The organism is Bacteroides sp. AN502(2024) (genome assembly GCF_041227145.1).
GTDB lineage: Bacteria > Bacteroidota > Bacteroidia > Bacteroidales > Bacteroidaceae > Bacteroides.
The window spans coordinates 3,148,593-3,172,211 of record NZ_JBGFSP010000003.1 but is presented as its reverse complement, the minus strand read 5'-3'; the positions used below and the strand labels follow the sequence as shown (position 1 = coordinate 3,172,211).

Sequence of the window (23,619 nt, the reverse complement as noted above, 5' to 3'; positions counted from 1 at the left end):
AAACAGATTCATCCCCTATGCTCATCCTAGGAATCGAGACGATTGGATATTACTATTGTTGTCATAAAGAGGAATATTCAGTAAATGTTCCCCCCAAATACCATGGCATATGAAGATGATAGAGTATAATCACTTCATATGCCATTATTATTGTCATTTTTCTGTATATTCTCATATACTCTTATCTGACAATACATGAAGTTCCGGAAGAAGTCTTCTGACCTCTTCTGATTCTTTCAGTAAACTCATATCATGCAGCTTTCCCCGTTCTGTTCCTGATCTTGTCAATCATCAGTATGGCATTTGCTGTATGTATTCCGAAGAAAATCCACAGGATTTCCGTCTTCTTGTTCCTTGCCTTTATCCTTGCGAGCGAGTAATGTTGCTTTTGAGTGCCGAAGCTTCCTTCAAGCCGTGTGGCCCTTTCTTTTGAGAGTTCGCTTCTAAGCACCTTCCTCAAAGGCTCATCTTTGCCCGCCCTTCCCTTGCGCACAAAGGATGTGGATATCCCATATTTAGTACAGAACTTTCTGTTGGCATTATTGGCATATATGGAATCGGCAGCCACACATCTTACCCTTACATTCATCAGCTTCTGCTGCATACGGATACAGTCCTTCAAGCGTATCCCCTCATTGAAAGCCTTGAACGAGAGGTGTTCGATGAACGATATGCCGTCTATCTGTATATTATTGACCTTTGCACCGAACTCGACGGACTTGGTTTCCTTGCCTCTGACGATGGGACGTACATAATGACGGTCGATGCTGATGATGCGGTCACTGACTTTTCGCCCTTCAAACATTTCCTTTTCCTGTACAAGCACCTTTCTGATGATGGAAAGACGCTTATGGTAATCCTGCGTATATCGGAGTAAAGCACCGTACTCGCTATGGAGCCCATCCCTTTGACTGAGGAGCTTTTCAAGAAGCTTGATCATACGGCGCTTAAGCATTCTTGTCCTTGAAGCTCTCCTCTTTCTTTTCTTGCAGTAGGACAGATAGGATTCCGCCACATTCCTGTATTTGTTGCGCGGACGCCTTATGCCCAGATCCCTGCAATGCCGGCATATATGACTGTAGAGCCATTCGATGCTTTCCCAAAGGAGTTTCATGTCCGTAGGAAAACGCATGTGGCTCTCATAGCATGTGGCATCGGTCATGCAGACGTGAAGGTTATCAAGATAAGGTTTCCAGTGTGAAGCCAGGATCTCCTGGAAGGAATCAATGTCAAGGCGGGATGCTATCTCATTACGGATGGCACTGACTATCTTGAAGTTGGTTATGGGAAGGGACGGGGGGATCATGATGCCACAGAACATCTGGTAGTGTATGTTCCCGTTCAGATGTTCCACCAGTTTCCTGTCGGAGAATCCGGTGTATGCCTTCAGGACCATAAGGGCGATCTTTGCGGAAGGACTGAATATGTTCCTGCGGCCCAAACGTTGTTCAGACAGGCCTGCGGCTTTTGCCATACGATCAAATGGAAAGACCGAATGAAGCCTGCCAAGCTCACTCTCATGAAAACTCTTGCGGCATTTTTCCAGAATATCAAATTCTGTAAAGCCCAAAGTTGGGTGGATTTCTGAAATTTTTTGTATCTTAGCCATATCTTAGTTGGGGAATTTCCCCCGTTTGGGCCGTCAAACCTTGTTTTCGGGGGAATACCTAAAGATACTAAAAAGCCAACTAATTCGCAATAATTTGTGTATGAATTAGTTGGCTCATTTTATAATATTTAATGAATGTCCCTAATTAGGTATCATAGAATCAATTCTTATTATTACTCAGGAATATTCAGTAAATGTCCCTAGTTGCCTTACATTTTCTTATAAATCCTACTTCAGCCAACTCGCCAACGCGTGCTCCGTCATCTCCCACAACTGCTCTTTCTGCACATGATTCATGTATTTATCAGACAAGTTTTTCCGGTGGTTATTGACATACAGTTGTCCCGTAACGCCTGCCTCCTTTTCATCCAATAGCAAACCAACTGCTGTAGAAGCACCCTTCTCAGGCTTACGGATAAAAGGACGGAAAAAAATATCCGTCAACGGATCGAACCACTTATGCATCGTAATCATATTAGTAGAAACAATTCCCGGATCGGCAGCATTGACGGTGATTCCTTTCTCACGAAGTTGCTCAGAGAGTTCAAAAGTAAATAGTAACAAAGCCAGTTTAGTATTACTGTAAACGGGAATTCTCCAAAAACTCCCCATTCTCCCCTTGTGAAAGAAATCTGGGAAATCGAGCTTACCGATCGCGTATGTACAGGAAACCATGTTTACGATACGCGCCCCACGCACCATCAGCGGAACTAATTTTCGGGTAAGCAGATAAGGTCCCATATAGTTCACACTTACCGTTCGTTCAAATCCATCAGAAGTAGTATGAAATCCTGTTTCCAGCGTTCCGGCATTATTCATCAACAAAGCAATTGGAAGATTCCTTTCTAAGATCTGATTAGCAAAAGAAACGACAGATTGCATGGAAGATAAATCAATAGCCATTACTTCCAAATCCGTATTTCCAGTTTCTCTACCTAGACGTTCGCGGACAAATTCCGCTTTTTGCGGGTTATAACATGCCATTATGATTCGATAACCGGCTTTGGCTACGGCACGTGTTATTTCTGTTCCCATTCCTCCGTCCGCACCAGTGATAATCGCCCATTTCATTTCACTCATTTTTTCTCCAATTTATCAATTTCCTTTTGTAAAGACAAAGGTAATTGTTCTTTCAAATGTTGATGACAAGCCATTTCTATCGTATACATACGCCCTATACAATAATTACTGTGTCCACAGTTGCAGTGCGCCTGTTCTTCCTTTTTCATCCGATTCACAAACCCCGGTTCGTTGAGTAAAGCTCTCGCCATCTGTACGGCATCAAAGCCGGAATTGAGCACTTCGTCTATTTTCTGCCGAGAAACAAGACCACCGACATAAATCAGCGGTGCATCCGGAAGAGCCGCCCGGAATTTCAGCGCATCTTCCAAGAAATACGCTTCTTTGAAAGGCACGGAAGGTATCATCCATTTACCAAACATACGGACTCCATATTTCAGCCACCAACAATTCATATAGTAAGACATCGAACGGATCGGCATAGCACCCCGCATCACATACATCGGTGCCCGACTCACAAAACCTCCACTCAATACCAATCCATGAACTCCATGTTCCATCAGCCGTTTAGCCACTTGTATAGATTCGTCTATCTCCATTCCTCCCTTAAAACCGTCACGCATATTCATTTTCACAAAAACGGCCATATCATTGCCCGCCTCTTTCATCACTTCTTCCATCACTAAGTCCATAAAACGCATCCGGTTTTCAAGCGAACCACCATATTCATCTTTCCGGTGATTGGTATAGGGAGACAAGAATTGACTAATCAAATACCCGTGTCCTGCATGTACTTCAACGGCATCAAATCCAGCTTTTCTTGCCAAATTAACAGCATTTCCATATGCTTGTGCCATTTCCGGAAGCTCCTTTCTTTTCATTCCACGCACAAACGTAGGAGAATAAAGATTAAAACCCGAAGATGCGGATATAGGAGTAACACCACAAATATTTTTATGGGACATATTTCCACAATGTCCGATTTGTATTCCCACTGCCGCCCCTTCATTATGTACAGCTTCTGTCAATTCATGTAAACGGGGAATAATAGACGGACGCAACCACAACTGACGATCGAAAGAAAGACCGCTTTGCGTCACGGCGGCATAAGCCACTGTTGTCATACCCACTCCTCCCGCAGCCACCGACCGATGGTAATCCAATAACATCTGTGTAGGAGTATTCCCCGGGCACATACTCTCAAAAGCTGCCGAACGAATTGTCCGATTCCGCAATGTCAGAGGACCGAAGGTTACCGGACTAAAAAGTTTAGATTCCATAGTAATTATATTAATTAAGTCGTATTCAAGTCATGATAAAAAGTGTTCTTAATAAAGAAAAGGAAACACTCGTTTCCGCTCGCCCACCGCATCTCCGAATTCTTCACGATAACGACACCAGATCGCGTTAGCACGAGGAACAAGATTAGCAATTGTCCACCAAAAGAAAACAAGTCCGGAAAGCGAGCAAGTGAGTATCGCCCAACCTGCCCATTCTACTATCTCCCCGAAATAGTTGGCAGAAGTGACATAACGGTACATTCCTTTTTGAGGCAGATAATGCCTGGTATCTCCCGGTTTGCGCAAGTGCCGGATAATATGATCCGAATGCCAGTTCACCAGCATACCTGTGAAAAAAAGCAGCGTGCCTATAATAAACCACGGCGAAGTGAACCAATCGGATTGATACATCGTTTCGGGAGCAAGATAAAAAATCCACTCACCTTGCATATAGCCATTGAGCAGATTAAAAAGAATACCCATTGACATGATTGCCAGCGGCATCTTACTTTTTCCTTTCAATAACAGAGGGAAGATGAAAGAACGCTGGAAATAATGAATCTGAAAAAATAGGAAGAAAGTGAAGACCACCGGCGCAAACCGACGCTCGGAATATATCCACATTACGCACATTACCATAAAAACCGGAGCTTCCATCAATATCCAAGCTAGTTTATTGGAGATAGCTACACCCCACGATTCGGTACGGAAAATGCCGTAGCCGGCTTTCACAAAGTAAAGGGCGATAAAAACCAATAAAGCAATCAGGCTCATCGCGCTCAAAAACAGATTAAAAGAAGTGGTAGTCATACAGATATTCTTTTGCAATGTGCAAAAGTAACAAAAATGAGGAAATCTGCAGCACAAAACCAATATTGTCCTAAATAAATTGGGGGAACAAATAAAAAGGAAGTAGAACTAAGGTAAAATGACTACCTTAGTAGCGAGCCACCAACTCATCTACTTCCTATGGCAAATATAACACTTTTCGCACAGGTAATATCACATCTCCCGAAAGAAAATATCAGGAAAATCATAAAATCTTCGGGGTCAGACAAGCATTGTAAGGGCTACAATACATGGAGTCAGTTTGTTAGCATGATTTTCAGCCAATTCTCAGGATGTGATTCAGTCAGAGATATCTCAAACGGGCTGAAATCAGCCACCGGCAACCTCAATCATTTGGGAATCAACCGTGCACCATCCAAGTCAACGGTAGCATATCAGAACGCCAACCGAGACAGTTCGGTTTTTCGCGGCATATTCTACTCGTTGTTTCAGTATTTCGGACAGCAAGCCCTATGGCAACGAAGAAAGTTCCGTTTCAAGATGCCGATAAAACTGCTCGACTCCACATTGGTGTCATTGACTCTGTCAATATATGACTGGGCACATTACACTACCACCAAGGGGGCGGTCAAGATGCACACGCTATTGGACTATGACAGTCTTTTGCCGGAGTTCGTGAATATCACCGATGGCAAAACCACCGACAACAAAGCTGCTTTTGATATTGAGTTACATCCGTATAGTATTGTAGTAGCCGACCGAGGCTACTGTGACTACTCATTGCTGAATAATTGGGACAGCAGCAACGTGTTCTTTGTAGTGCGTCATAAAGACAATATCCGGTACAAAGCCATAGAGGAGTTGCCTTTGCCTGAAAAACACGCTCAGAATGTACTTATTGACGAAATAATCGAGTTCGAACTCTCGGCGGCCAAATCCAAATATCCCAAACGTTTACGTCGCATCGCAGTATGGAACGATGAACACGGTTTTGAAATTGAGTTACTCACAAACAACTTCACATTGGCAGCATCAAGCATAGCGGCTCTGTACAAGGCTCGGTGGAACATAGAAATCTTCTTTCGCAACCTCAAGCAACTGCTACGCATCAAGAGCTTTATCGGCACATCCCGCAATGCCGTAGAGACCCAAATATGGACTGCTATGACTACAATGCTGATTCTGACATGGCTAAAGCACATCGCAAGATACAAATGGGCATTGGCTAACCTTGTGGTCACGCTCCGGCTGAACACATTTACCAAAATCGACCTCCAAAAATGGCTTGATCAACCATTTACACCACCTCCCGAAACCATCGAAAACGATTAGGGGGGATTGATTTTGAACTCTCGAGGCTATACTTAACAGTATAGTCAGTTAGCTCATGCTCAAAATTTATTTAGGACAATATTGGCACAAAACTTCTTAAATAAAACTCGATGGTGTGTAGAAAGTTTTTAATTTCAATGGTATGGAGAAACACTCTTTTGCACCATATAAAAAATATCCCCCAAATTACATTCAGAAACTATCGGAATGAATAGGGGGATAAAAAGTATATAGGAATTTTATTATTCGTCTTTGTGATAAACACATAAGTCGGACACTGTAAACAGTCAATTTAAAAAATTTTGTGCCTTGAAACAAAGTGTTTTTGTGCCTTGGAACAAAGTGTTCAACGCTTTGAAACAAAGTGTTCAGCGCCTTGAAACAAAGTGTTCAGCGCTTTGAAACAAAGTGTTTCAAGCAATTGAAACTTCTTGAAACAAAAAGGGCTTTCAAAAAATAGGCGGTGATAGGTGACAGATGCGGTGATAGGTTAACAACAACCTATCACCGCTCTGTAAATACGATGAATAAAGAGTTTCAGGACGATGGTGATAGGTTGAAAGAGGAATTGACGAAATCGATAGGGAGAGGATCGGTAATAATACTCGTTGGTACATCAAACTTTCGGAATGAATGTATCTCTGATTAACTCTCTAAAGCATAGCTTTAGGGAATGAAAAGCATCGCTTTAGACCGGCTAAAGCGATGCTTTAATCAGGTAAAAACAAGGGTATCGGAGAAGATCCGTTTGAATACGATGAGGACACCCTGAACTTTTATAACAGCAGGGCTTCAAACGCCATGACTGAATCGTCCAACGCCCGGAGTAAACTTTTCCGATCCAACCTAAGGGACGTAATCGACAAGAATTTCTTCATTTGCTGCATTGCCAGACTTTATGGGTATCCCCACTAAATCTCTATTGCCCCCCTAATTGCACCTATCAGCGTGCCGACTGTCTTTTCCAATAAATATTTTCCATAAGTTGTATGTACTAATATGATTTTCAGTTACTTCAATAGTGATATTCAGCATTTACATCCTCGTCCTCCCAAGGAAGAGAGTAAATGGAATGATCATCCCCCGCAGTGAAAAAGCTTTGGTATTTGTCATTATGAGTTGTAAGTCTAATAATACCAACATTGTTATCACCAGAATAAGTGCATTTGGTACGAAGATAGGGGATATATTTCTCTTGGCTATCAATAGGAATACTCAAAATATTCTTGATATATCCATTAGTCACATTTCTTTCTCCAGCAGCGTTAGGAGAATAGGTATTCAGACGATATGTATTGTCAAATACGCCAACGCACAGATACCGCCGACGTCCCCAGCCATCATAAATTTGCCACTTGCCATCCCTTTGAGCAACAAAATGATGGGCACCATCACCTGAAATCAATCGGATTTTATCAAACACCGCAGGAAGTATTTCTATATAGCGTAATGCTGGTGATTGAAAAACACTTATTCCACTTTTGACAAGGACTTGATATACTCCCCATTTGTTGCCAAGTCGATAGATAAAAGTATCTTTCCGAGTTCCAGTGCGGTAATATTGGTCTACTTTGGATGGTAATCCCTGAACATTTGCCATAAAATAAAGTCCTGCCGAAGTTACGAAATAGAGTCCACCGGCATTATCTTTTTCATAACGAAGGAAAGGGTTACCTTCGAGCATAAGAGTACCGGAAAAACCATCCATAAGGTATTTCTTACCCGAAGCGGGAAGTATAAACATCATATCGCTGTTTTTCACTTCCTGTATATTAAGAGGCTCGAAGGTGCCGTCAAAGATAGCTTCGCTTCGGACTTCAGGCTCCGCTATCTCTTTTCCGTCTTGTTTAAAGGACATATAGATAGCAAAATATTCGTCGCCAGGCTTTTTACGCAATTGATAATTATTAACAACTTCAACAATTTCGTCTTTTGGCATGCAACTGGTGAAACCACCCACAACAAGTACCAGCAGAAAGACATTTACCATGAAAAATATTTTTAAATTTATATTATTCATAATAGCAAGTATTTAATTAGTGAGTTTCGTTTACTCTATTTGTTTTTGAAGGAATCACAACTATACCGGTGGCATCTCCATTAACGCCTTCCAAACCAATGAACTTTCCGTTTTTCCAATAACCCGCACTATTGGCATAATGTCCGGACATATAGACATCTTTGCCAACAACGGCTATGGAATGAATTGCCGAAGGAACTGCAGATTCAAATTCATAAAGCTCGACAGGCTGACCGTTTTTGTAGTAGTATGCGTGAGGGACATCATTGTAACCATTATCGTACCCGCACATATACCACTCGGAACCATTTGTCCAACCATCTTCAATGGTGACTTCAAAAGCATCTGGAAGAATTTTCTCCCAACCATCTTTCTTATAAAGTGCTTCAAATCCACCGGTACTCTGTAGGTCTTTGTCCACCCACCCACCAATAAAAATGTCAGTTCCTGAGCCAAATACTGTTGTTGCCTGACTGCAATATCGGAATGGGTGTTCTACGCTGACAAGCGCTCCGTCCTTCCACTGCCAATACCGCGATTCATAATTCCAACCTAATGTTCCAATCACCCGTCCGTTCACACCTTCGTCATATCCTGCCAGATGGAGCACACCTTCGGGATCCATGTAAACACTTTCCACCGAACCATGTCTCTCACCGGGAGTTAAAGTTAGTTCATCAAAAGGAGTTTTCTCTCCGTCTCGAATACGCCAAAGTTTAGCACGGCTATAACGCACAACATCATAATCTATGCTGTACTTAAAACGAGGAACTTTCTTTTTGGGACCGTCGTATTCATTACCAACGCAGTAAATAATCCCGCCTTTCACACAAAAATCATGAACATAAGCAGTACAGGAGCCATCGGTAAGGAGAATGATTTTACCATTTTTCCAGCATGCAGCAGTAGCGTTACCGCCGTTTTGTTCACGGATGTAACCGCCACAATAAATATCATTGTCCACTACTTGAATGCATGACACTTGAACCACAGGATATTCCGGACTCAACGGTGTCTGCGCGCCATTTACCCAGTAAAAGGCAGTAGTATTAGAAGAATTTCCACATACATAAATATCATTTGGATCTTCCGGATCGCTACAGGAAGCAAGTATTATGATAGCAATACTTACAAAATATCTATATTTTATTTTCATGATTAGGTGTTTCATCCATTATATTTCAATTAATACCCCCGCGTAACCAATTCTGTATCTACGTAAGGAGCTCCGCAACCTACGCCTTTACGGTCACCTCCCAAATCCCTTATATCAATACGCAAGGAAACGACATCGTTCAATAGTTCTCCATCTTTGCTGAATAAACCGTTTTTTTCATTTTTCTCATCATCGAGGAATTTGGCAAACAAAACTTTACCTCCAATTAATGGAGAAACAGCTTTCTTAAAAGGCATTTCTGTAACATTCCCTTTACGATCTATGCGGAAGTTTCCCCAATAAGCATACTCGCTTCCATAGAATCCCTGAAAGATCCCTCCTACGTAAGCGGCTTCTTTGGCTACTCTTCCCAAGTCGGCAAGCTCTCCCACTTCTTTACCATTTTTGTCACGCCAACTGTGGTAGAACGTACAAGGATAATAATCTACCTGTCCACTACCCACATACACATACAGGTCCCCATCACAGTGCCCATGGAATCTTCCTAATTGAGAAATACCGAACTCTTCATCCGCAAGTTTCTTTCCGTCCTTGTCTACCCATATAGATTCCCCATCCACTGACACTAATGCACAACCGTTGATATCATAAGGGGAAATATTAGTATAAACGCCAAAATCCACAATTACATTTCCTCTAAGGTCAATTATCCCCTCTTTGCCGTGTTTATTCCTAACCACCAAGCGATTGGCATAAATAATAGGAAAACTTGTAACTACAGTAAGCGTATCCGCCAGAAGACTGACCGCACCGCTCTTATCTACAATGCCGTAGTTTCCGTCTTTAGTCTTAACCATCGCTTTCCCATCCGCATTAAACATGGTCTTCGGAGTTCCGTCGAGCACGAAAACCTCTTCACCTTTGGTATTCAATGCTACGACAGAGTCTTCTTTTTTTGCCCAGGCCCGTCCATTCCAAAAACCGGTAACGTTCTTATAAGGAGCATCAAATACGGTTTCTCCCTTGGTATTAATGAAACTGGTCTGCAAATATTGTTCATCAACCAGTGTTGTAACCTTAGCCAATCCGTCCGAAAAAAAGTCTGCATCAAAGAATCGCTTATCAAATGCTTGCTTGCCATCCAAGGTCACATAAGTTGTTCTTAAATCACCTTTCACCTCACTCATACGTACCGGAATGAGTTCTATATCTTCCAGTAATTTAGTGTTTTCACTACTATTTCTGCATCCTGCCGCCAACAAAAGAACAGCGAAGGACGCAATCATTTTTGTAATCTTACTTTTCATACCTTTCTTTTATTTGTATAGAAACTACATACTACGGAAACTGTTTACTAAAGTCGCGCAACCTATTTCCCGAAGTCACGCGACTTGTTTATCAGAGTTGAGCAACTCCATTCGGAAAGTCGCGCAACCCTATCCGACTAGTTGCGCAACCTTTGGAAGCAAGTTACGCAACTATCATACATCGGGTTGCACAACTTCACCATACCGGGTTGCGCGGCTTCTCAATTAAGTTACCGGATCAGGAGCTTCACCTCCACCGTCGCCGCCGCCATCCGGTTCCTCCGGTTCACTACCGGTGTTACCTCCGTCTGAACTATCCTGACCTTTCATGATTTTATCCAACCAGACAAAATCCGCCTTTTGCAAGTCTGCATGAAGATCTGCACTCGGTTGGAAATTGGTGTTAATGGACTTAATGTTCCGTACAGTCAAAGCGTCTTTCGTGTCACTCCCTTCGCTGGAAAGCGTCACGGAAAGGGTCGCCCAGTTTCCCAAGCGCACGCTTTTGCTGTCGAGCAAAAGGCGGCGGATGATTTTACCCAATTGACGAATGGCCATCGCCGCTTCCATCGGATTCAATGTTGTTTCATCGGACAATAGTTCCGCTACTTCGTTTTCGTCCACCAATTTTACGGTGGACTGTACCGGATACCACTTCGGAGCTTCGTCCTGCTTCTGTGGATTCTTCCGCTGGACAGGTTTAATCAAGATACTCATGATTTTTCTGTTTTAATGATTAATATTTGAGATAATATATAAACATGAGTAGCCACCGCAGATCTTAAAAGATTCGTGGTAACATGACTGACGTTTCGTAAATATGTTGAGATTATAGAACTAGTAAAGAATGTGTGTGTGTGTGTGTGTGTGTGTGTGTGTGTGTGTGTGTGTGTGTTATACAAACATTCCACATATGCAAGTATTTAACATTGTTTTCATATTTATGTGTATTCATAGTAGCTTATTCTTTTACATGTCAGCAAAGATAAAATATCTTTTTATGAAACGCAATAATTAAGAATAGAAATAAATCAAATAATTAAAGATTTATCTCTAATCAAGAATAAATAGTTTTATATTTCCTCGAATTTCACCATATCTCACCCCGAGATTGAATAAGCAATCGGTGAAGAGTGGTGCCGTTTACTAATTGGCAGGCTATTTTATCTTCACTATATTGAAGAAGTTGGTGACGTCTTTCTTCGGGCTTGCGCACTAAGTTCGGCATCGGTAGCTGTGCGGGCTGCATATTTCAGTCCGATGATATAGATATGTTTTATGTCGGGATAACGCTGTTTGTCGGGCAGAAGAAAGAAATCACAAAAACCATAGTTCATCTCCAGCTCTGGTTCCACCAAGTAGTAGGAAGCAAGCACAAGATAGGCTTTAAGAAGCCCTTGTAGGTTTCTTTCTCCTTCCATACCATCGCGTACAGATAAATTTTCGCGATAAGTATGGGCAACAGACTCGAAGAACGCCCATCAAAAGCGAGGTCTGCCAACATAACGGTTAGATAGCAATAAAAAGATTGATTCTTATCAACGTTTCTTGATTGGAATATAAGCCAACTTATCAAGTACATTCTTATAAGCCGGGCGGATAATTCGCTTACCTTCGAAGGTCAATTCTTCATTACGGTGAGCACACCAACCTACAATACGTGCCATAGCAAACAGAGGAGTGAAAATCTCCTGCGGCAAACCGATCATTTCATACACGAAGCCCGAATAAAAGTCGATATTGCTGGATACTGTTTTCCCGTTGTTTTTAACACGCCTGAAAGTTTCGATAGCACGCTCTTCCAACAGTTCGAGAAAAGCAAATTCGCTCTCTCTTCCTTTTTCATAGGCCAAATCACGAGCCAATTCTTTCAACAGAAGAGCACGAGGGTCGGAAATCGTATAAACGGCATGTCCGATGCCATAGATCAATCCGGTCTTATTATACACTTCTTTATTCAACATTCGGGTGAAGTAAGTGTCTATCTCATCCACACTTGTCCAGTCTTTGATATTTTCTTTCAAATGATGAAACATATCAGCAACCTGAATATTTGCACCTCCGTGAAGCGGTCCTTTCAACGAACCGATACCTGCGGCAATAGCCGAATAAGTATCCGTTCCAGTAGAAGAGGTAACTCGAACAGTGAAAGTGGAATTATTACCACCACCATGCTCTGCCTGGAGAATCAGTAACAAATCAAGGGTGCGTGCATCCAATTCGGTATAGTCTCTTTTCAGCATGTACAGGAAGTTCTCGGCAATAGAAAGTTTCTCCTGAGGATGACGGATATGCAAGGAACGCCCGAAAGTTGCATGACGCAACATATTGTAAGCATAAGCAATGATGGTGGGGAATTTCGAAATCAGTTCAATACTCTGACGCATCAGATTATCGCGGGAAGTATCATCCGCATTCACATCAAAGCGATACATTTCGAGTACGCTGCGCGAAAGGATATTCATAATGTTGTTTCCTTCCAATTCGATAATATTCATTTTCGTTTTCTGTTCCAACGGCATGTTGTCGTTAATCAGTTCACGGAAAGAGAGCAGTTCTTCCTTATCCGGCAGACGGCCGGAGAGCAACAGATAAGCTACTTCTTCGAAGCCGAAGCGTTTCTCCTTGATGATGGCGTGTGAAATATCTTCCACGTCATAACCACGGTAAAATAATTTTCCAGGTATGGGCTTTAATCCACCACCCGAAATACGTTCATAACCTACTACATTACCAATTCTAGTCAAGCCAACCAACACTCCTGTGCCGTCTTCATTACGCAATCCGCGCTTCACATCAAACTTCGGGAACAACTCATTATCAATCCGGGTAGCTTCCTTCATATACTCGGAAAGCTTGTAAATCAAGTATTCTTTTTTCATCATTCTTCGTTTTTTATTCGTAGCTTTTATTTTTCTATTCTTTCCACAATCTCACGAGTGAAAGCGGAAGTTGAGAGAGAGGTTCCATTCGGCATAAAACGAGCTAAATCCTGTGTGGCACGAGCATCGAGGAAACTTTGTTCCAAAGCAGTTTCTATCAGAACAGCCGCTTCTTTCCAATCAATATATTCGAGCATCATTACTGCCGAAAGTATAATAGAACAAGGATTCACCACATCTTTTCCTGCAATGTTGGGAGCTGTTCCGTGAGTCGCTTCAAAAATAGCATATCCTGTCCGATAGTTAATGTTTGCTCCCGGAGCGATGCCGATACCGCCTACCATGGCTGCCAGTTGGTCGGAAACATAGTCTCCATTCAGGTTTAAGGTAGCTATCACTGAATACTCTTCGGGAATCAGGAGTGTATTTTGTAAGAAAGCATCGGCAATGCAATCTTTTATCACCAGTCTGCCATCTGCCAAAGCATTGCCAAATTCACGCTGTACCAGCTCATACCCCCATTTTTTAAAACCACCTTCAGTGAACTTCATGATATTTCCTTTATGTACCAATGTTACGGAAGGCAAATGATGGTCAAGCGCATATTGGCAGGCAGCACGCACAAGACGCTCCGTGCCTTCACGTGATACGGGTTTCACACCAAACGAAGAGGTTTCCGGAAAACGGACTTTTGTTACCCCCATTTCGTCTTTCAGAAATTTATAGAACTTCTCAGCTTCCAGTGTACCGGCTTCCCACTCTATTCCCGCATAAATATCTTCCGTATTTTCACGGAATACGCACATATTCACCTTTTCAGGTGATTTGACAGGCGACTGCACTCCCTGATACCAACGAACCGGACGAAGACAAACATATAAATCAAGTGTCTGACGCAGCGCTACATTCAACGACCGGATTCCACCTCCGACAGGAGTTGTCAACGGACCTTTAATACCTATCAGGTATTCCTGAAAGGTTTCCATTGTTTCATCCGGCAACCAGGAACCAGTCTTATGAAAGGCACGCTCTCCTGCCAGCACTTCTTTCCATTCAATACGACGCTTGCCGGCATAAGCTTTCCGGATAGCTGCGTCCACTACAGCTTGCATGGCTGGAGTCACTTCCGCTCCTACTCCATCACCGGTAATATAAGGTACGGTAGGCACATTGGGTACCAGTAGCGTACCATCTACTTGCATAGTTATCTTACTCATTTTTATCTTGTATTTAAAGCAGAACCGGCACGGAACCAAGCTATCTGCAGTTCGTTATATGTATGTTGTACTTCAAAACTTTCTTCCGTTCCGTCTTCATGATGAAGAACAATCGTCAACTTGCGACCTGGTGCGAAATGGACCAAACCCAATACCGACAAAAGATCGTGTTCCTGAATCTTATCATAGTCTGCCTTGTCTACAAAAGTAAGAGCAAGCATTCCCTGTTTTTTCAGATTCGTTTCATGGATACGGGCAAAACTCTTAGCCAAAATGACACGTACATTGAGAAAGCGCGGCTCCATAGCTGCATGTTCACGGCTGGAACCTTCCCCATAATTCTCTTCGGCAACAACAATAGACGGAATACCTTCGGACTTATACATCTTAGCCGTACCGGAAACTGTCTCGTAAGCATTTGTTAAACGATTCCAAACGTTGTTCGTTTCACCATTAAAAGCATTGACAGCCCCCATCAGCATATTGTCAGAGATATTCTCCAAGTGTCCGCGGAAACGAAGCCACGGACCTGCCATAGAAATATGGTCGGTAGTACATTTTCCTTGTGCCTTAATCAGCAAAGGCATATTCAGTAAATCCAATCCGTCCCATGCCGTGAAAGGCTTCAGGAGCTGGAGACGTTGAGAATCGGCCTTCACCTTGATTTCCGTTTTTGCTCCGTGTGGGGCAATATATCCCTCGTTTCCGGATGTAAATCCTTTTAAAGGAAGTTCATCCCCTACAGGTTCAGAAAGTTTCACCTTTTCTCCATCATGGTTCACCAACCTGTCTTTCAATGGATTGAAACAGAGGTCACCGGCAATCGTTAATGCCATCGTCAGTTCCGGAGAAGCTACAAACGCATAAGTATTCGGATTACCGTCAGCACGTTTTGCAAAGTTACGATTAAAAGAGGTGACAATTGAGTTTTTCCGTGTCGGATCGTCCGTCTGACGTTTCCACTGCCCGATACAAGGTCCACAGGCATTTGCCATCATCGTAGCCCCCAATCGTTCAAAGGCTTCAATCATACCGTCTCTTTCGGCAGTAGCACGGATTTGCTCCGAACCCGGATTGATAATCAGCGGAGCAGCGACACTCAAATTCTTTTCTGTGACCTGTTTTGCCAAAGAAGCTGCACGACTCAAATCCTGATACGAAGAATTGGTACATGAACCGATCAAGCCCACCTCCATTTTACGGGGGTAGCCGTTCAATAAGACTTTTTCTGCAAATTCAGAAATAGGAGTAGCAGCATCCGGTGTAAACGGTCCGTTTATATAAGGTTCGAGTTCTGACAAATCTATTTCAATCACACGATCGTAATATTTGGACGGTTCATCAGTCACTACATCATCCGCACGAAGATCGGCATCGACAGCTTCAGCCCAATCAACCACACAATCTCTTCCTGTAGCTCTCAAATAGGTAGCCATACGCCTGTCAAACGGAAACAAAGAGGTAGTAGCTCCGACTTCGGCACCCATATTGCAAATGGTAGCTTTCCCGGTAGCAGAAAGAGATTCGGTTCCGGGACCAAAATATTCGATAATAGCATTCGTTCCCCCTTTTACGGTAAGGATGCCAGCCAGCTTCAAGATCACATCTTTCGGAGAGGTCCATCCACTTAGTTTTCCGGTCAGACGAACACCAATAATCTTCGGCATTTTCAGTTCCCACTCCATTCCTGTCATTACATCCACTGCATCCGCACCACCGACGCCAATGGCCACCATACCCAGTCCACCTGCATTAGGAGTATGAGAATCTGTTCCCACTATCATACCACCTGGGAAAGCATAGTTTTCAAGTACTACCTGATGGATAATACCCGCTCCCGGTTTCCAAAAACCAATGCCGTAACGGGAAGACACATCGCGAAGGAAACCATATACTTCTTCATTGGTCAATCTTGCCGTAGCAATATCTTCCTTTGCACCTTTGTACGCCTGTATCAAGTGATCGCAATGTACTGTTGAGGGCACAGCCACCTGATCCTTACCTGCATTCATAAATTGGAGCAATGCCATCTGTGCAGTCGCATCCTGCATAGCTACACGGTTGGGACGAAAATTCACATAATCCACCCCCCTTTTGTAATCTTTCAAATCGGCTACATCATACAGATGAGCATACAAGATTTTCTCGGCCAACGTCAAGGGGCGTTTCAATATAGCCCGTACGTGTTCTACTTTTCCTTTGTAAGCAGTGTAGAAAGCTTCTAACATAGTCACATCATATACCATATTGCTTTATCTTTTATGAGTCTATCTATAACAATAACGAACGGCGTTCAAGTAATGTTTAAGAAAATGAAATGTTTTTTCTACACAGAACGAAGATTTTGGAGGTGAAAGCTTCGGACACATCAACAAGTAAGGAACTAATCTATTACTGCTGGAGTAAGAAGCATATATCGAATGGAGCGACAAAGAACGGATACTGGATGAAAGAATTGATTTCGATCTGATTCCACCGGAACAAGAGTGGGACGTTATTTTCATCAGTCTCGTACGTGCAACGAGAACGGACAGATAGAATTCCTGAATGATTTACGAAGAATGAGTGGCTACATCTAATGCCGCAAAGCATAAACATAAACCTGCATTTGTTTGTCCATATAATCCATGTTTTTTGAAAAGAGATATTTAGAAATCCTCATTTGTTCATTTTTTAAGAAGGTGTGTCAAAATGCGCACCTTCTTTTTTTGCCCAAAGCCCCGACTTTCACAAGCAGGGGCTTTGTTATTACCTAAAGATTTTGTATCTTTAAGCATAAAATTTACACTATGACAAAGATACATTTTCGTCCTTACATTCCCAACCAAACAGTGCTTTTTCCTGGGAGAATCGATGAGGATATTGCAGAAAACGATCCGGTTCGCATGGTTGACGTTCTGGTTGAAAGCCTGAATCTTGAAGGTTTCAGAAAGTTATACAAGGAATGCGGCCGTAGTGCTTACCATCCCCGAATGATGCTCAAGGTTATTCTGTATGCCTACATGAACAACATCTACTCCTGCCGGAAAATAGAAAAGCTACTCCATCGTGATATCCATTATATATGGCTGGCCGGATACGAGAAACCGGATTTCATTACCATCAACCGATTCCGCAACCGGGTGAAGAAGGAAATCAACGAGGTGTTTACCCAAACCGTACTTCTGCTTTCTTCCAAAGGTTTCATCAGCCTGAATGTGGAATACATTGACGGTACAAAAATCGAATCCAAGGCAAACAAGTACACTTTCGTCTGGAGAAAAACGGTCGAACGGAACCGTGAACGCCTGATGAAGAAAATACATGTACTATTAGGTCAGATAGACGAGTTCATCGCTCAGGAGAAATCATCAGAGACCAATGAGGGGATAGAGTTTACTCCGACTATGCTGACCGAAATGGCGGGAGAATTACGTAATGCACTTGCACAGGCTCCCGATCCTTGCACGAAAGAGGAAAAGACTGCACTGAAAAAGAAACGCAAACAGCTCAAGGAGCTGGAAGAACACAGAGATAAACTGCAGGAATACGACGGTCATCTGGAAAATCTGCAAGCTCGCAACTCCTATTCCAAGACAGACAAGGATGCCACTTTTATGAGGATGAAGGAGGACGCCATGCGTAACGGGCAGACAAAACCCGGCTACAACCTTCAGATCGGTACCGAGAACCAATTCATTACCGACTTCGCTCTTTTCTCCAATCCTACGGATACACTGACCATGATACCTTTCCTGCAATCCTTTTCAGGCAGATACGACAGATTGGCCCATATGGTGGTTGCCGACTCCGGATATGGTTCTGAGGAAAATTACCGTTTCATGTCTGAAAACGATATGGAAGCCTACGTCAAATACAACTACTTCCACATGGAACAGCGACCCGGATTCAAACCGAATCCGTTCAAGGCCGAAAACTTCTATTACAATGAAGAACATGACTATTGCATCTGCCCCATGGGACAAAAGATGCGGAGGACAGGAACCGGGCATGTGAAAACTGCATCCGGATATGTAAGCGAAAATGCCAGGTACAGAGCCGTCAGATGTGAAGGGTGTCCGTTGAGATGTCTATGTTTTAAGGCAAAGGGAAACAGGACAATAGAACTGAATCACAGACTCAGGAAATACAGGCAGAAAGCCAAAGAATTACTATGTTCCGAAGAAGGACTGAAACACAGAGGGCAAAGATGTATAGAACCGGAAGCTGTGTTCGGGCAAATAAAATATAATATGAACTACAAACGTTTCCGCCATTTTGGAAAGGAGAAGGTCTTTATGGACTTCGCATTCTTGGCCATTGCCTTCAATATAAAAAAGATGTGTGCAAAAATGAGAAAAGAAGGTATAGACTGGATGATTAAACTGTTTTATAAACTTGTACCCGCTCTTTTCAGATGGGGGGAACACATTTATCAAACAAATCTTCAAAAGAGCGCAGCTTGAAGAAGGTTTACTGATTCTTTATAGGTGATGAAAAAAAGAAGGCGTATCGTTCATTACGACACACCTTCGAGAACTGTTTGCTCTCCCCCTTTTCCAAACTTGTATAATTTATCCTACTTAATTAGGGACATTCATTAAATATTATAAAATGAGCCAACTAATTCATACACAAATTATTGCGAATTAGTTGGCTTTTTAGTATCTTTAGGTATTCCCCCGAAAACAAGGTTTGACGGCCCAAACGGGGGAAATTCCCCAACTAAGATATGGCTAAGATACAAAAAATTTCAGAAATCCACCCAACTTTGGGCTTTACAGAATTTGATATTCTGGAAAAATGCCGCAAGAGTTTTCATGAGAGTGAGCTTGGCAGGCTTCATTCGGTCTTTCCATTTGATCGTATGGCAAAAGCCGCAGGCCTGTCTGAACAACGTTTGGGCCGCAGGAACATATTCAGTCCTTCCGCAAAGATCGCCCTTATGGTCCTGAAGGCATACACCGGATTCTCCGACAGGAAACTGGTGGAACATCTGAACGGGAACATACACTACCAGATGTTCTGTGGAATCATGATCCCCCCGTCCCTTCCCATAACCAACTTCAAGATAGTCAGTGCCATCCGTAATGAGATAGCATCCCGCCTTGACATTGATTCCTTCCAGGAGATCCTGGCTTCACACTGGAAACCTTATCTTGATAACCTTCACGTCTGCATGACCGATGCCACATGCTATGAGAGCCACATGCGTTTTCCTACGGACATGAAACTCCTTTGGGAAAGCATCGAATGGCTCTACAGGCATATATGCCGGCATTGCAGGGATCTGGGCATAAGGCGTCCGCGCAACAAATACAGGAATGTGGCGGAATCCTATCTGTCCTACTGCAAGAAAAGAAAGAGGAGAGCTTCAAGGACAAGAATGCTTAAGCGCCGTATGATCAAGCTTCTTGAAAAGCTCCTCAGTCAAAGGGATGGGCTCCATAGCGAGTACGGTGCTTTACTCCGATATACGCAGGATTACCATAAGCGTCTTTCCATCATCAGAAAGGTGCTTGTACAGGAAAAGGAAATGTTTGAAGGGCGAAAAGTCAGTGACCGCATCATCAGCATCGACCGTCATTATGTACGTCCCATCGTCAGAGGCAAGGAAACCAAGTCCGTCGAGTTCGGTGCAAAGGTCAATAATATACAGATAGACGGCATATCGTTCATCGAACACCTCTCGTTCAAGGCTTTCAATGAGGGGATACGCTTGAAGGACTGTATCCGTATGCAGCAGAAGCTGATGAATGTAAGGGTAAGATGTGTGGCTGCCGATTCCATATATGCCAATAATGCCAACAGAAAGTTCTGTACTAAATATGGGATATCCACATCCTTTGTGCGCAAGGGAAGGGAGGGCAAAGATGAGCCTTTGAGGAAGGTGCTTAGAAGCGAACTCTCAAAAGAAAGGGCCACACGGCTTGAAGGAAGCTTCGGCACTCAAAAGCAACATTACTCGCTCGCAAGGATAAAGGCAAGGAACAAAAAGACGGAAATCCTGTGGATTTTCTTCGGAATACATACAGCAAATGCCATACTGATGATTGACAAGATCTGGAACAGAACGGGGAAAGCTGCATGATATGAGTTTACTGAAAGAATCAGAAGAGGTCAGAAGACTTCTTCCGGAACTTCATGTATTGTCAGATAAGAGTATATGAGAATATACAGAAAAATGACAATAATAATGGCATATGAAGTGATTATACTCTATCATCTTCATATGCCATGGTATTTGGGGGGAACATTTACTGAATATTCCTTGAATAATGGGTCAACAAAGACACAAGAGTAATCCGGTGACGGGTTACTCTTGCGTTTTTGTTGATAGTATTTATAGATGTGGAATTAATCCAATACGATAGGTTTGTATTTCGGAACTAGTGCTTTCATGATGAACCAACCCAACAAATAAGCTACTGCACACACGCAGAAAATGATGAAATATCCGGCAGGTTTACCTTCAAAGCCCATGAATGTCATGGCAGGGTGTACGAATTGCGCTCCCTGTTCCAGCAACTCTTTCGTCATTTCCACCTCTTTGCCGTCAACCATCGTTGTTCCGGAAGCATATACGAATAAGTTTCCTGCCACTTTCTGAAGAATCATGGAGCCGAAGCCGCCTGCCATGCCACCGATACCGGTGATACTTGCGATGGCTGTTCTGGGGAACATATCACCTACGGTAGAGAAGATGTTGGCCGACCAAGACTGGTGAGCAGCGCCACCGATACCGATCAGAATAACCGGGAACCATGGAGAAATCGTACCTAACGGCTGTGCCAACAATACAACCAATGGGAAGAAGGCGAAGATTAACATCGCTTTCATACGGGCTGCATACGGATTCATACCAGTTCTGTTGATAAAGATAGTAGGCAGTTTACCGCCGTAGATAGACAGCATGGTCACCGCATAAAGCGTAAAGATCAATGCCATACCCAGCGGATCGGAGGTCTTGATACCGAATTGAGTATTCAGATAAGACGGAGTCCAAAAAAGGAAGAACCACCATACACCATCAGTAGTGAATTTACCAAAGATGAAAGCCCATGTTTGCTTGTAACTAAAACATTGCCAGAACTTCATTCTTTTTTCATCCTTTTCCTCTATTATCGGTGCACTACCTGCTTCATGCCGGTCTTGCTCGATATAGTCAAGTTCTGCCTGATTGACATGTTTGCTTTTTGACGGGGCATCGTACATGAATACCCAGAATCCCATCCAGATGAAACCGAGTCCACCGATAACGATAAACGCCATTTCCCAACCGAACATCTTCGCTAAGATAGGGATGGTAAGAGGGGCGATCAATGCACCGATGGAAGCACCGGCATTAAAGATAGATGTGGCGTAAGCACGGTCTTTTTTAGGGAAATATTCAGCAGTTACTTTGATTGCAGCAGGGAAGTTGCCGGCTTCTCCTAAAGCGAGGATACAGCGGGCGGCGAGGAAGCAATACATACTGACTGTAGCGATGATCACCACCACATCTCCTGTGGCACCTGCCAATTCTGCTGCGCTATGAAGGCCTACCTGTGCTTCTGTGATAATACCGCAAACAGCATGGAGACAAGCACCTGCCGACCACACACCGATAGACCAGAGATATCCTTTTTTAGTTCCCATCCAATCGACAAAACGACCGGCAAATAGCATACATATAGCGTATACTATGGAGAAAACAGAAGTAATGGTACCGTAGTGAGATTCGTTCCAGTGGAATTCCGGTTTGATAAATTCATCCCAGGTTAATGAAAGCACCTGGCGGTCGAGATAATTAACTGTAGTAGCAAAAAATAGCATGGCACAGATGGTCCACCTGTAGTTTGTCATCTTTTTGCTTGTTTTTTGAAATGCATTCATGATAGTGGATTTAAATAGATTTTGTTTCGCTGACAAAGGTCGGCATTTCGACTGAATTTTATTTGTAAAAATTGGTCAAAATCATGTATTATTCGTTGCATTATATGTAGGTTTTGTTACATTTTATATAATTAGGTAACGAGGTGTTTGTTCTTAGGGGAATAATATCTAAAATCCGGAAAACTTCATCCCTTTCTCTTCCGAGAGAAAAGAATGAAGTTTTTCGGATTATTATATATGGGACAGGAATGCGTGATGTTTAGCGCATTTCTGTATATTTGATCTTGTCCATGTCTCCATAGTCGAGGTTTTCACCGGCCATACCCCAAATAAACATATAGTTACTTGTTCCGGCAGCAGCATGGATAGACCATTCCGGTGACATGATAGCCTGCTCGTTCTGCATCCATACGATACGTTCTTCTGTAGGTTCGCCCATGAAGTGGCAGATAGCATTGTCTTGCGGTACATTGAAATAGAAGTATGCTTCCACACGACGGGAGTGAGTATGTGCCGGCATCGTGTTCCATACGCTACCCGGTTTCAATTCCGTCAATCCCATCTGCAATTGGCAAGGACCTTCTTCAAGTACATTGTTGACAATCAGCTGGTTGATAACGCGGTCATTACTTTCTTCCATCTTTCCGGCAGCGAATGAATTAGCTTTCAGGGAGCCTTTGCGTCCGTCAATAGTGATCAATTGAGTTTTGTACTCTTTATGAGCAGTTGCCGAGTTGATGTAGAACTTGGCAGGATTGCCGGAATCTTTGCTCTTGAAAGTCACTTTCTGCTTGCCTCTTCCTACATATAAGGCTTCTTTGAATTTCAGCGTGTATTCTTTACCGTCTACCGTTACAATACCTTCGCCACCAATGTTGATAACACCCAGTTCGCGGCGTTCGAGGAAAAACTTAGCTTTCAGCGGATCGATTGTTTCGAGAACCAGTTCTTTGGTTGCAGGCACTGCACCGCCAAAGATCAGACGGTCGTACATCGAATAAGTAAGGTTGATTTCATTCGGAACCATTACTTTCTCCATCAGGAAGCTACTACGCAAGCGGTTTGTATCATACGTTTTCACGTCTTGCGGACTGCAAGCCACTTGCATCTTGTAATTCACCTGGGCAGAAGCAGACATCGCTGCGATACCCAACATCATTGCAATTGCTAATTTTTTCATCATCTTTTTTTT

General features: G+C 43.0%; 17 protein-coding genes. 3 read left to right on the top strand and 14 right to left on the bottom strand.

What is annotated here, in order from left to right; translation table 11 throughout:
* Positions 1-250: 250 nt before the first annotated feature.
* From AB9N12_RS12290 to AB9N12_RS12275, 4 genes are all read right to left on the bottom strand, one after another.
* Positions 251-1,609 (bottom strand): transposase, encoded by a 1,359-nt coding sequence (locus tag AB9N12_RS12290; protein WP_369889589.1) that lies wholly within the window; start codon positions 1,607-1,609, stop codon positions 251-253.
* A gap of 228 nt (positions 1,610-1,837) precedes the next feature.
* Positions 1,838-2,689: an SDR family oxidoreductase gene (locus AB9N12_RS12285; RefSeq protein ID WP_369892329.1), complete on the bottom strand. Its 852-nt coding sequence runs from the start codon at positions 2,687-2,689 to the stop codon at positions 1,838-1,840.
* Complete coding sequence (locus AB9N12_RS12280) at positions 2,686-3,909, bottom strand: NADH:flavin oxidoreductase (RefSeq protein ID WP_369892328.1); 1,224 nt, start codon at positions 3,907-3,909, stop codon at positions 2,686-2,688. Before AB9N12_RS12280 ends, AB9N12_RS12285 begins: the two co-directional genes overlap by 4 nt.
* 48 nt (positions 3,910-3,957) lie before the next feature.
* A complete protein-coding gene (locus AB9N12_RS12275) occupies positions 3,958-4,719 on the bottom strand; it encodes a DUF1295 domain-containing protein (protein WP_369892327.1) in 762 nt (253 codons plus the stop codon).
* 159 nt (positions 4,720-4,878) lie between these two features.
* Here AB9N12_RS12275 and AB9N12_RS12270 point away from each other — a divergent pair, with 159 nt between their 5' ends.
* Complete coding sequence (locus tag AB9N12_RS12270; protein ID WP_369888970.1) at positions 4,879-6,030, top strand: IS4 family transposase; 1,152 nt, start codon at positions 4,879-4,881, stop codon at positions 6,028-6,030.
* 1,015 nt (positions 6,031-7,045) lie between these two features.
* On the opposite strand, the gene AB9N12_RS12265 is transcribed toward AB9N12_RS12270, so the two are convergent.
* From AB9N12_RS12265 to AB9N12_RS12230, 8 genes are all read right to left on the bottom strand, one after another.
* A complete protein-coding gene (locus tag AB9N12_RS12265) occupies positions 7,046-8,050 on the bottom strand; it encodes a hypothetical protein (protein WP_369892326.1) in 1,005 nt (334 codons plus the stop codon).
* Between the two features lie 16 nt (positions 8,051-8,066).
* The gene (locus tag AB9N12_RS12260) at positions 8,067-9,206 is read right to left on the bottom strand and encodes a hypothetical protein (RefSeq protein ID WP_369892325.1); all 1,140 of its coding nucleotides are present in this window, start codon (positions 9,204-9,206) and stop codon (positions 8,067-8,069) included.
* A 29-nt stretch (positions 9,207-9,235) separates the two neighbouring features.
* Positions 9,236-10,474: a WG repeat-containing protein gene (locus AB9N12_RS12255; RefSeq protein ID WP_369892324.1), complete on the bottom strand. Its 1,239-nt coding sequence runs from the start codon at positions 10,472-10,474 to the stop codon at positions 9,236-9,238.
* Positions 10,475-10,699: 225 nt separating this feature from the next.
* Positions 10,700-11,191, bottom strand: a complete 492-nt coding sequence (locus tag AB9N12_RS12250; RefSeq protein ID WP_369892323.1) for a DNA-binding protein — start codon at positions 11,189-11,191, stop codon at positions 10,700-10,702.
* Positions 11,192-11,646: 455 nt separating this feature from the next.
* Positions 11,647-11,895 carry a PD-(D/E)XK nuclease domain-containing protein gene (locus AB9N12_RS12245; protein ID WP_369892322.1) on the bottom strand — a complete coding sequence of 83 codons (249 nt, stop codon included), beginning with the start codon at positions 11,893-11,895 and terminating at the stop codon, positions 11,647-11,649.
* 117 nt (positions 11,896-12,012) lie between these two features.
* Positions 12,013-13,356 (bottom strand): citrate/2-methylcitrate synthase, encoded by a 1,344-nt coding sequence (locus tag AB9N12_RS12240; RefSeq protein ID WP_369892877.1) that lies wholly within the window; start codon positions 13,354-13,356, stop codon positions 12,013-12,015.
* Between the two features lie 26 nt (positions 13,357-13,382).
* A complete protein-coding gene (gene icd / locus AB9N12_RS12235) occupies positions 13,383-14,573 on the bottom strand; it encodes an NADP-dependent isocitrate dehydrogenase (RefSeq protein WP_369892321.1) in 1,191 nt (396 codons plus the stop codon).
* Positions 14,574-14,575: 2 nt separating this feature from the next.
* Complete coding sequence (locus AB9N12_RS12230; protein WP_369892320.1) at positions 14,576-16,819, bottom strand: aconitate hydratase; 2,244 nt, start codon at positions 16,817-16,819, stop codon at positions 14,576-14,578.
* A 543-nt stretch (positions 16,820-17,362) separates the two neighbouring features.
* Between AB9N12_RS12230 and AB9N12_RS12225 the strand changes: the two genes are divergently transcribed.
* Both AB9N12_RS12225 and AB9N12_RS12220 read left to right on the top strand, forming a co-directional pair.
* On the top strand, positions 17,363-19,018 hold the full coding sequence (locus AB9N12_RS12225) for an IS1182 family transposase (protein WP_369889341.1): 1,656 nt from the start codon (positions 17,363-17,365) through the stop codon (positions 19,016-19,018).
* Positions 19,019-19,284: 266 nt separating this feature from the next.
* Complete coding sequence (locus AB9N12_RS12220) at positions 19,285-20,643, top strand: transposase (RefSeq protein WP_369892319.1); 1,359 nt, start codon at positions 19,285-19,287, stop codon at positions 20,641-20,643.
* 266 nt (positions 20,644-20,909) lie between these two features.
* Here the strand turns inward: AB9N12_RS12220 and AB9N12_RS12215 are convergent, their stop codons facing one another.
* Positions 20,910-22,427 (bottom strand): MFS transporter, encoded by a 1,518-nt coding sequence (locus AB9N12_RS12215; RefSeq protein ID WP_369892318.1) that lies wholly within the window; start codon positions 22,425-22,427, stop codon positions 20,910-20,912.
* A 259-nt stretch (positions 22,428-22,686) separates the two neighbouring features.
* On the bottom strand, positions 22,687-23,607 hold the full coding sequence (kduI, locus tag AB9N12_RS12210; RefSeq protein WP_369892876.1) for a 5-dehydro-4-deoxy-D-glucuronate isomerase: 921 nt from the start codon (positions 23,605-23,607) through the stop codon (positions 22,687-22,689).
* Positions 23,608-23,619: the final 12 nt, after the last annotated feature.

Bases quoted from the DNA above. Each gene is read 5' to 3' on its own strand.
- AB9N12_RS12290 (WP_369889589.1), bottom strand. From the start codon at position 1,609: ATGGCTAAGATACAAAAAATTTCAGAAATCCACCCAACTTTGGGCTTT.
- AB9N12_RS12285 (WP_369892329.1), bottom strand. From the start codon at position 2,689: ATGAGTGAAATGAAATGGGCGATTATCACTGGTGCGGACGGAGGAATG.
- AB9N12_RS12280 (WP_369892328.1), bottom strand. From the start codon at position 3,909: ATGGAATCTAAACTTTTTAGTCCGGTAACCTTCGGTCCTCTGACATTG.
- AB9N12_RS12275 (WP_369892327.1), bottom strand. From the start codon at position 4,719: ATGACTACCACTTCTTTTAATCTGTTTTTGAGCGCGATGAGCCTGATT.
- AB9N12_RS12270 (WP_369888970.1), top strand. From the start codon at position 4,879: ATGGCAAATATAACACTTTTCGCACAGGTAATATCACATCTCCCGAAA.
- AB9N12_RS12265 (WP_369892326.1), bottom strand. From the start codon at position 8,050: ATGAATAATATAAATTTAAAAATATTTTTCATGGTAAATGTCTTTCTG.
- AB9N12_RS12260 (WP_369892325.1), bottom strand. From the start codon at position 9,206: ATGAAAATAAAATATAGATATTTTGTAAGTATTGCTATCATAATACTT.
- AB9N12_RS12255 (WP_369892324.1), bottom strand. From the start codon at position 10,474: ATGAAAAGTAAGATTACAAAAATGATTGCGTCCTTCGCTGTTCTTTTG.
- AB9N12_RS12250 (WP_369892323.1), bottom strand. From the start codon at position 11,191: ATGAGTATCTTGATTAAACCTGTCCAGCGGAAGAATCCACAGAAGCAG.
- AB9N12_RS12245 (WP_369892322.1), bottom strand. From the start codon at position 11,895: ATGGAAGGAGAAAGAAACCTACAAGGGCTTCTTAAAGCCTATCTTGTG.
- AB9N12_RS12240 (WP_369892877.1), bottom strand. From the start codon at position 13,356: ATGAAAAAAGAATACTTGATTTACAAGCTTTCCGAGTATATGAAGGAA.
- icd (WP_369892321.1), bottom strand. From the start codon at position 14,573: ATGAGTAAGATAACTATGCAAGTAGATGGTACGCTACTGGTACCCAAT.
- AB9N12_RS12230 (WP_369892320.1), bottom strand. From the start codon at position 16,819: ATGGTATATGATGTGACTATGTTAGAAGCTTTCTACACTGCTTACAAA.
- AB9N12_RS12225 (WP_369889341.1), top strand. From the start codon at position 17,363: ATGACAAAGATACATTTTCGTCCTTACATTCCCAACCAAACAGTGCTT.
- AB9N12_RS12220 (WP_369892319.1), top strand. From the start codon at position 19,285: ATGGCTAAGATACAAAAAATTTCAGAAATCCACCCAACTTTGGGCTTT.
- AB9N12_RS12215 (WP_369892318.1), bottom strand. From the start codon at position 22,427: ATGAATGCATTTCAAAAAACAAGCAAAAAGATGACAAACTACAGGTGG.
- kduI (WP_369892876.1), bottom strand. From the start codon at position 23,607: ATGAAAAAATTAGCAATTGCAATGATGTTGGGTATCGCAGCGATGTCT.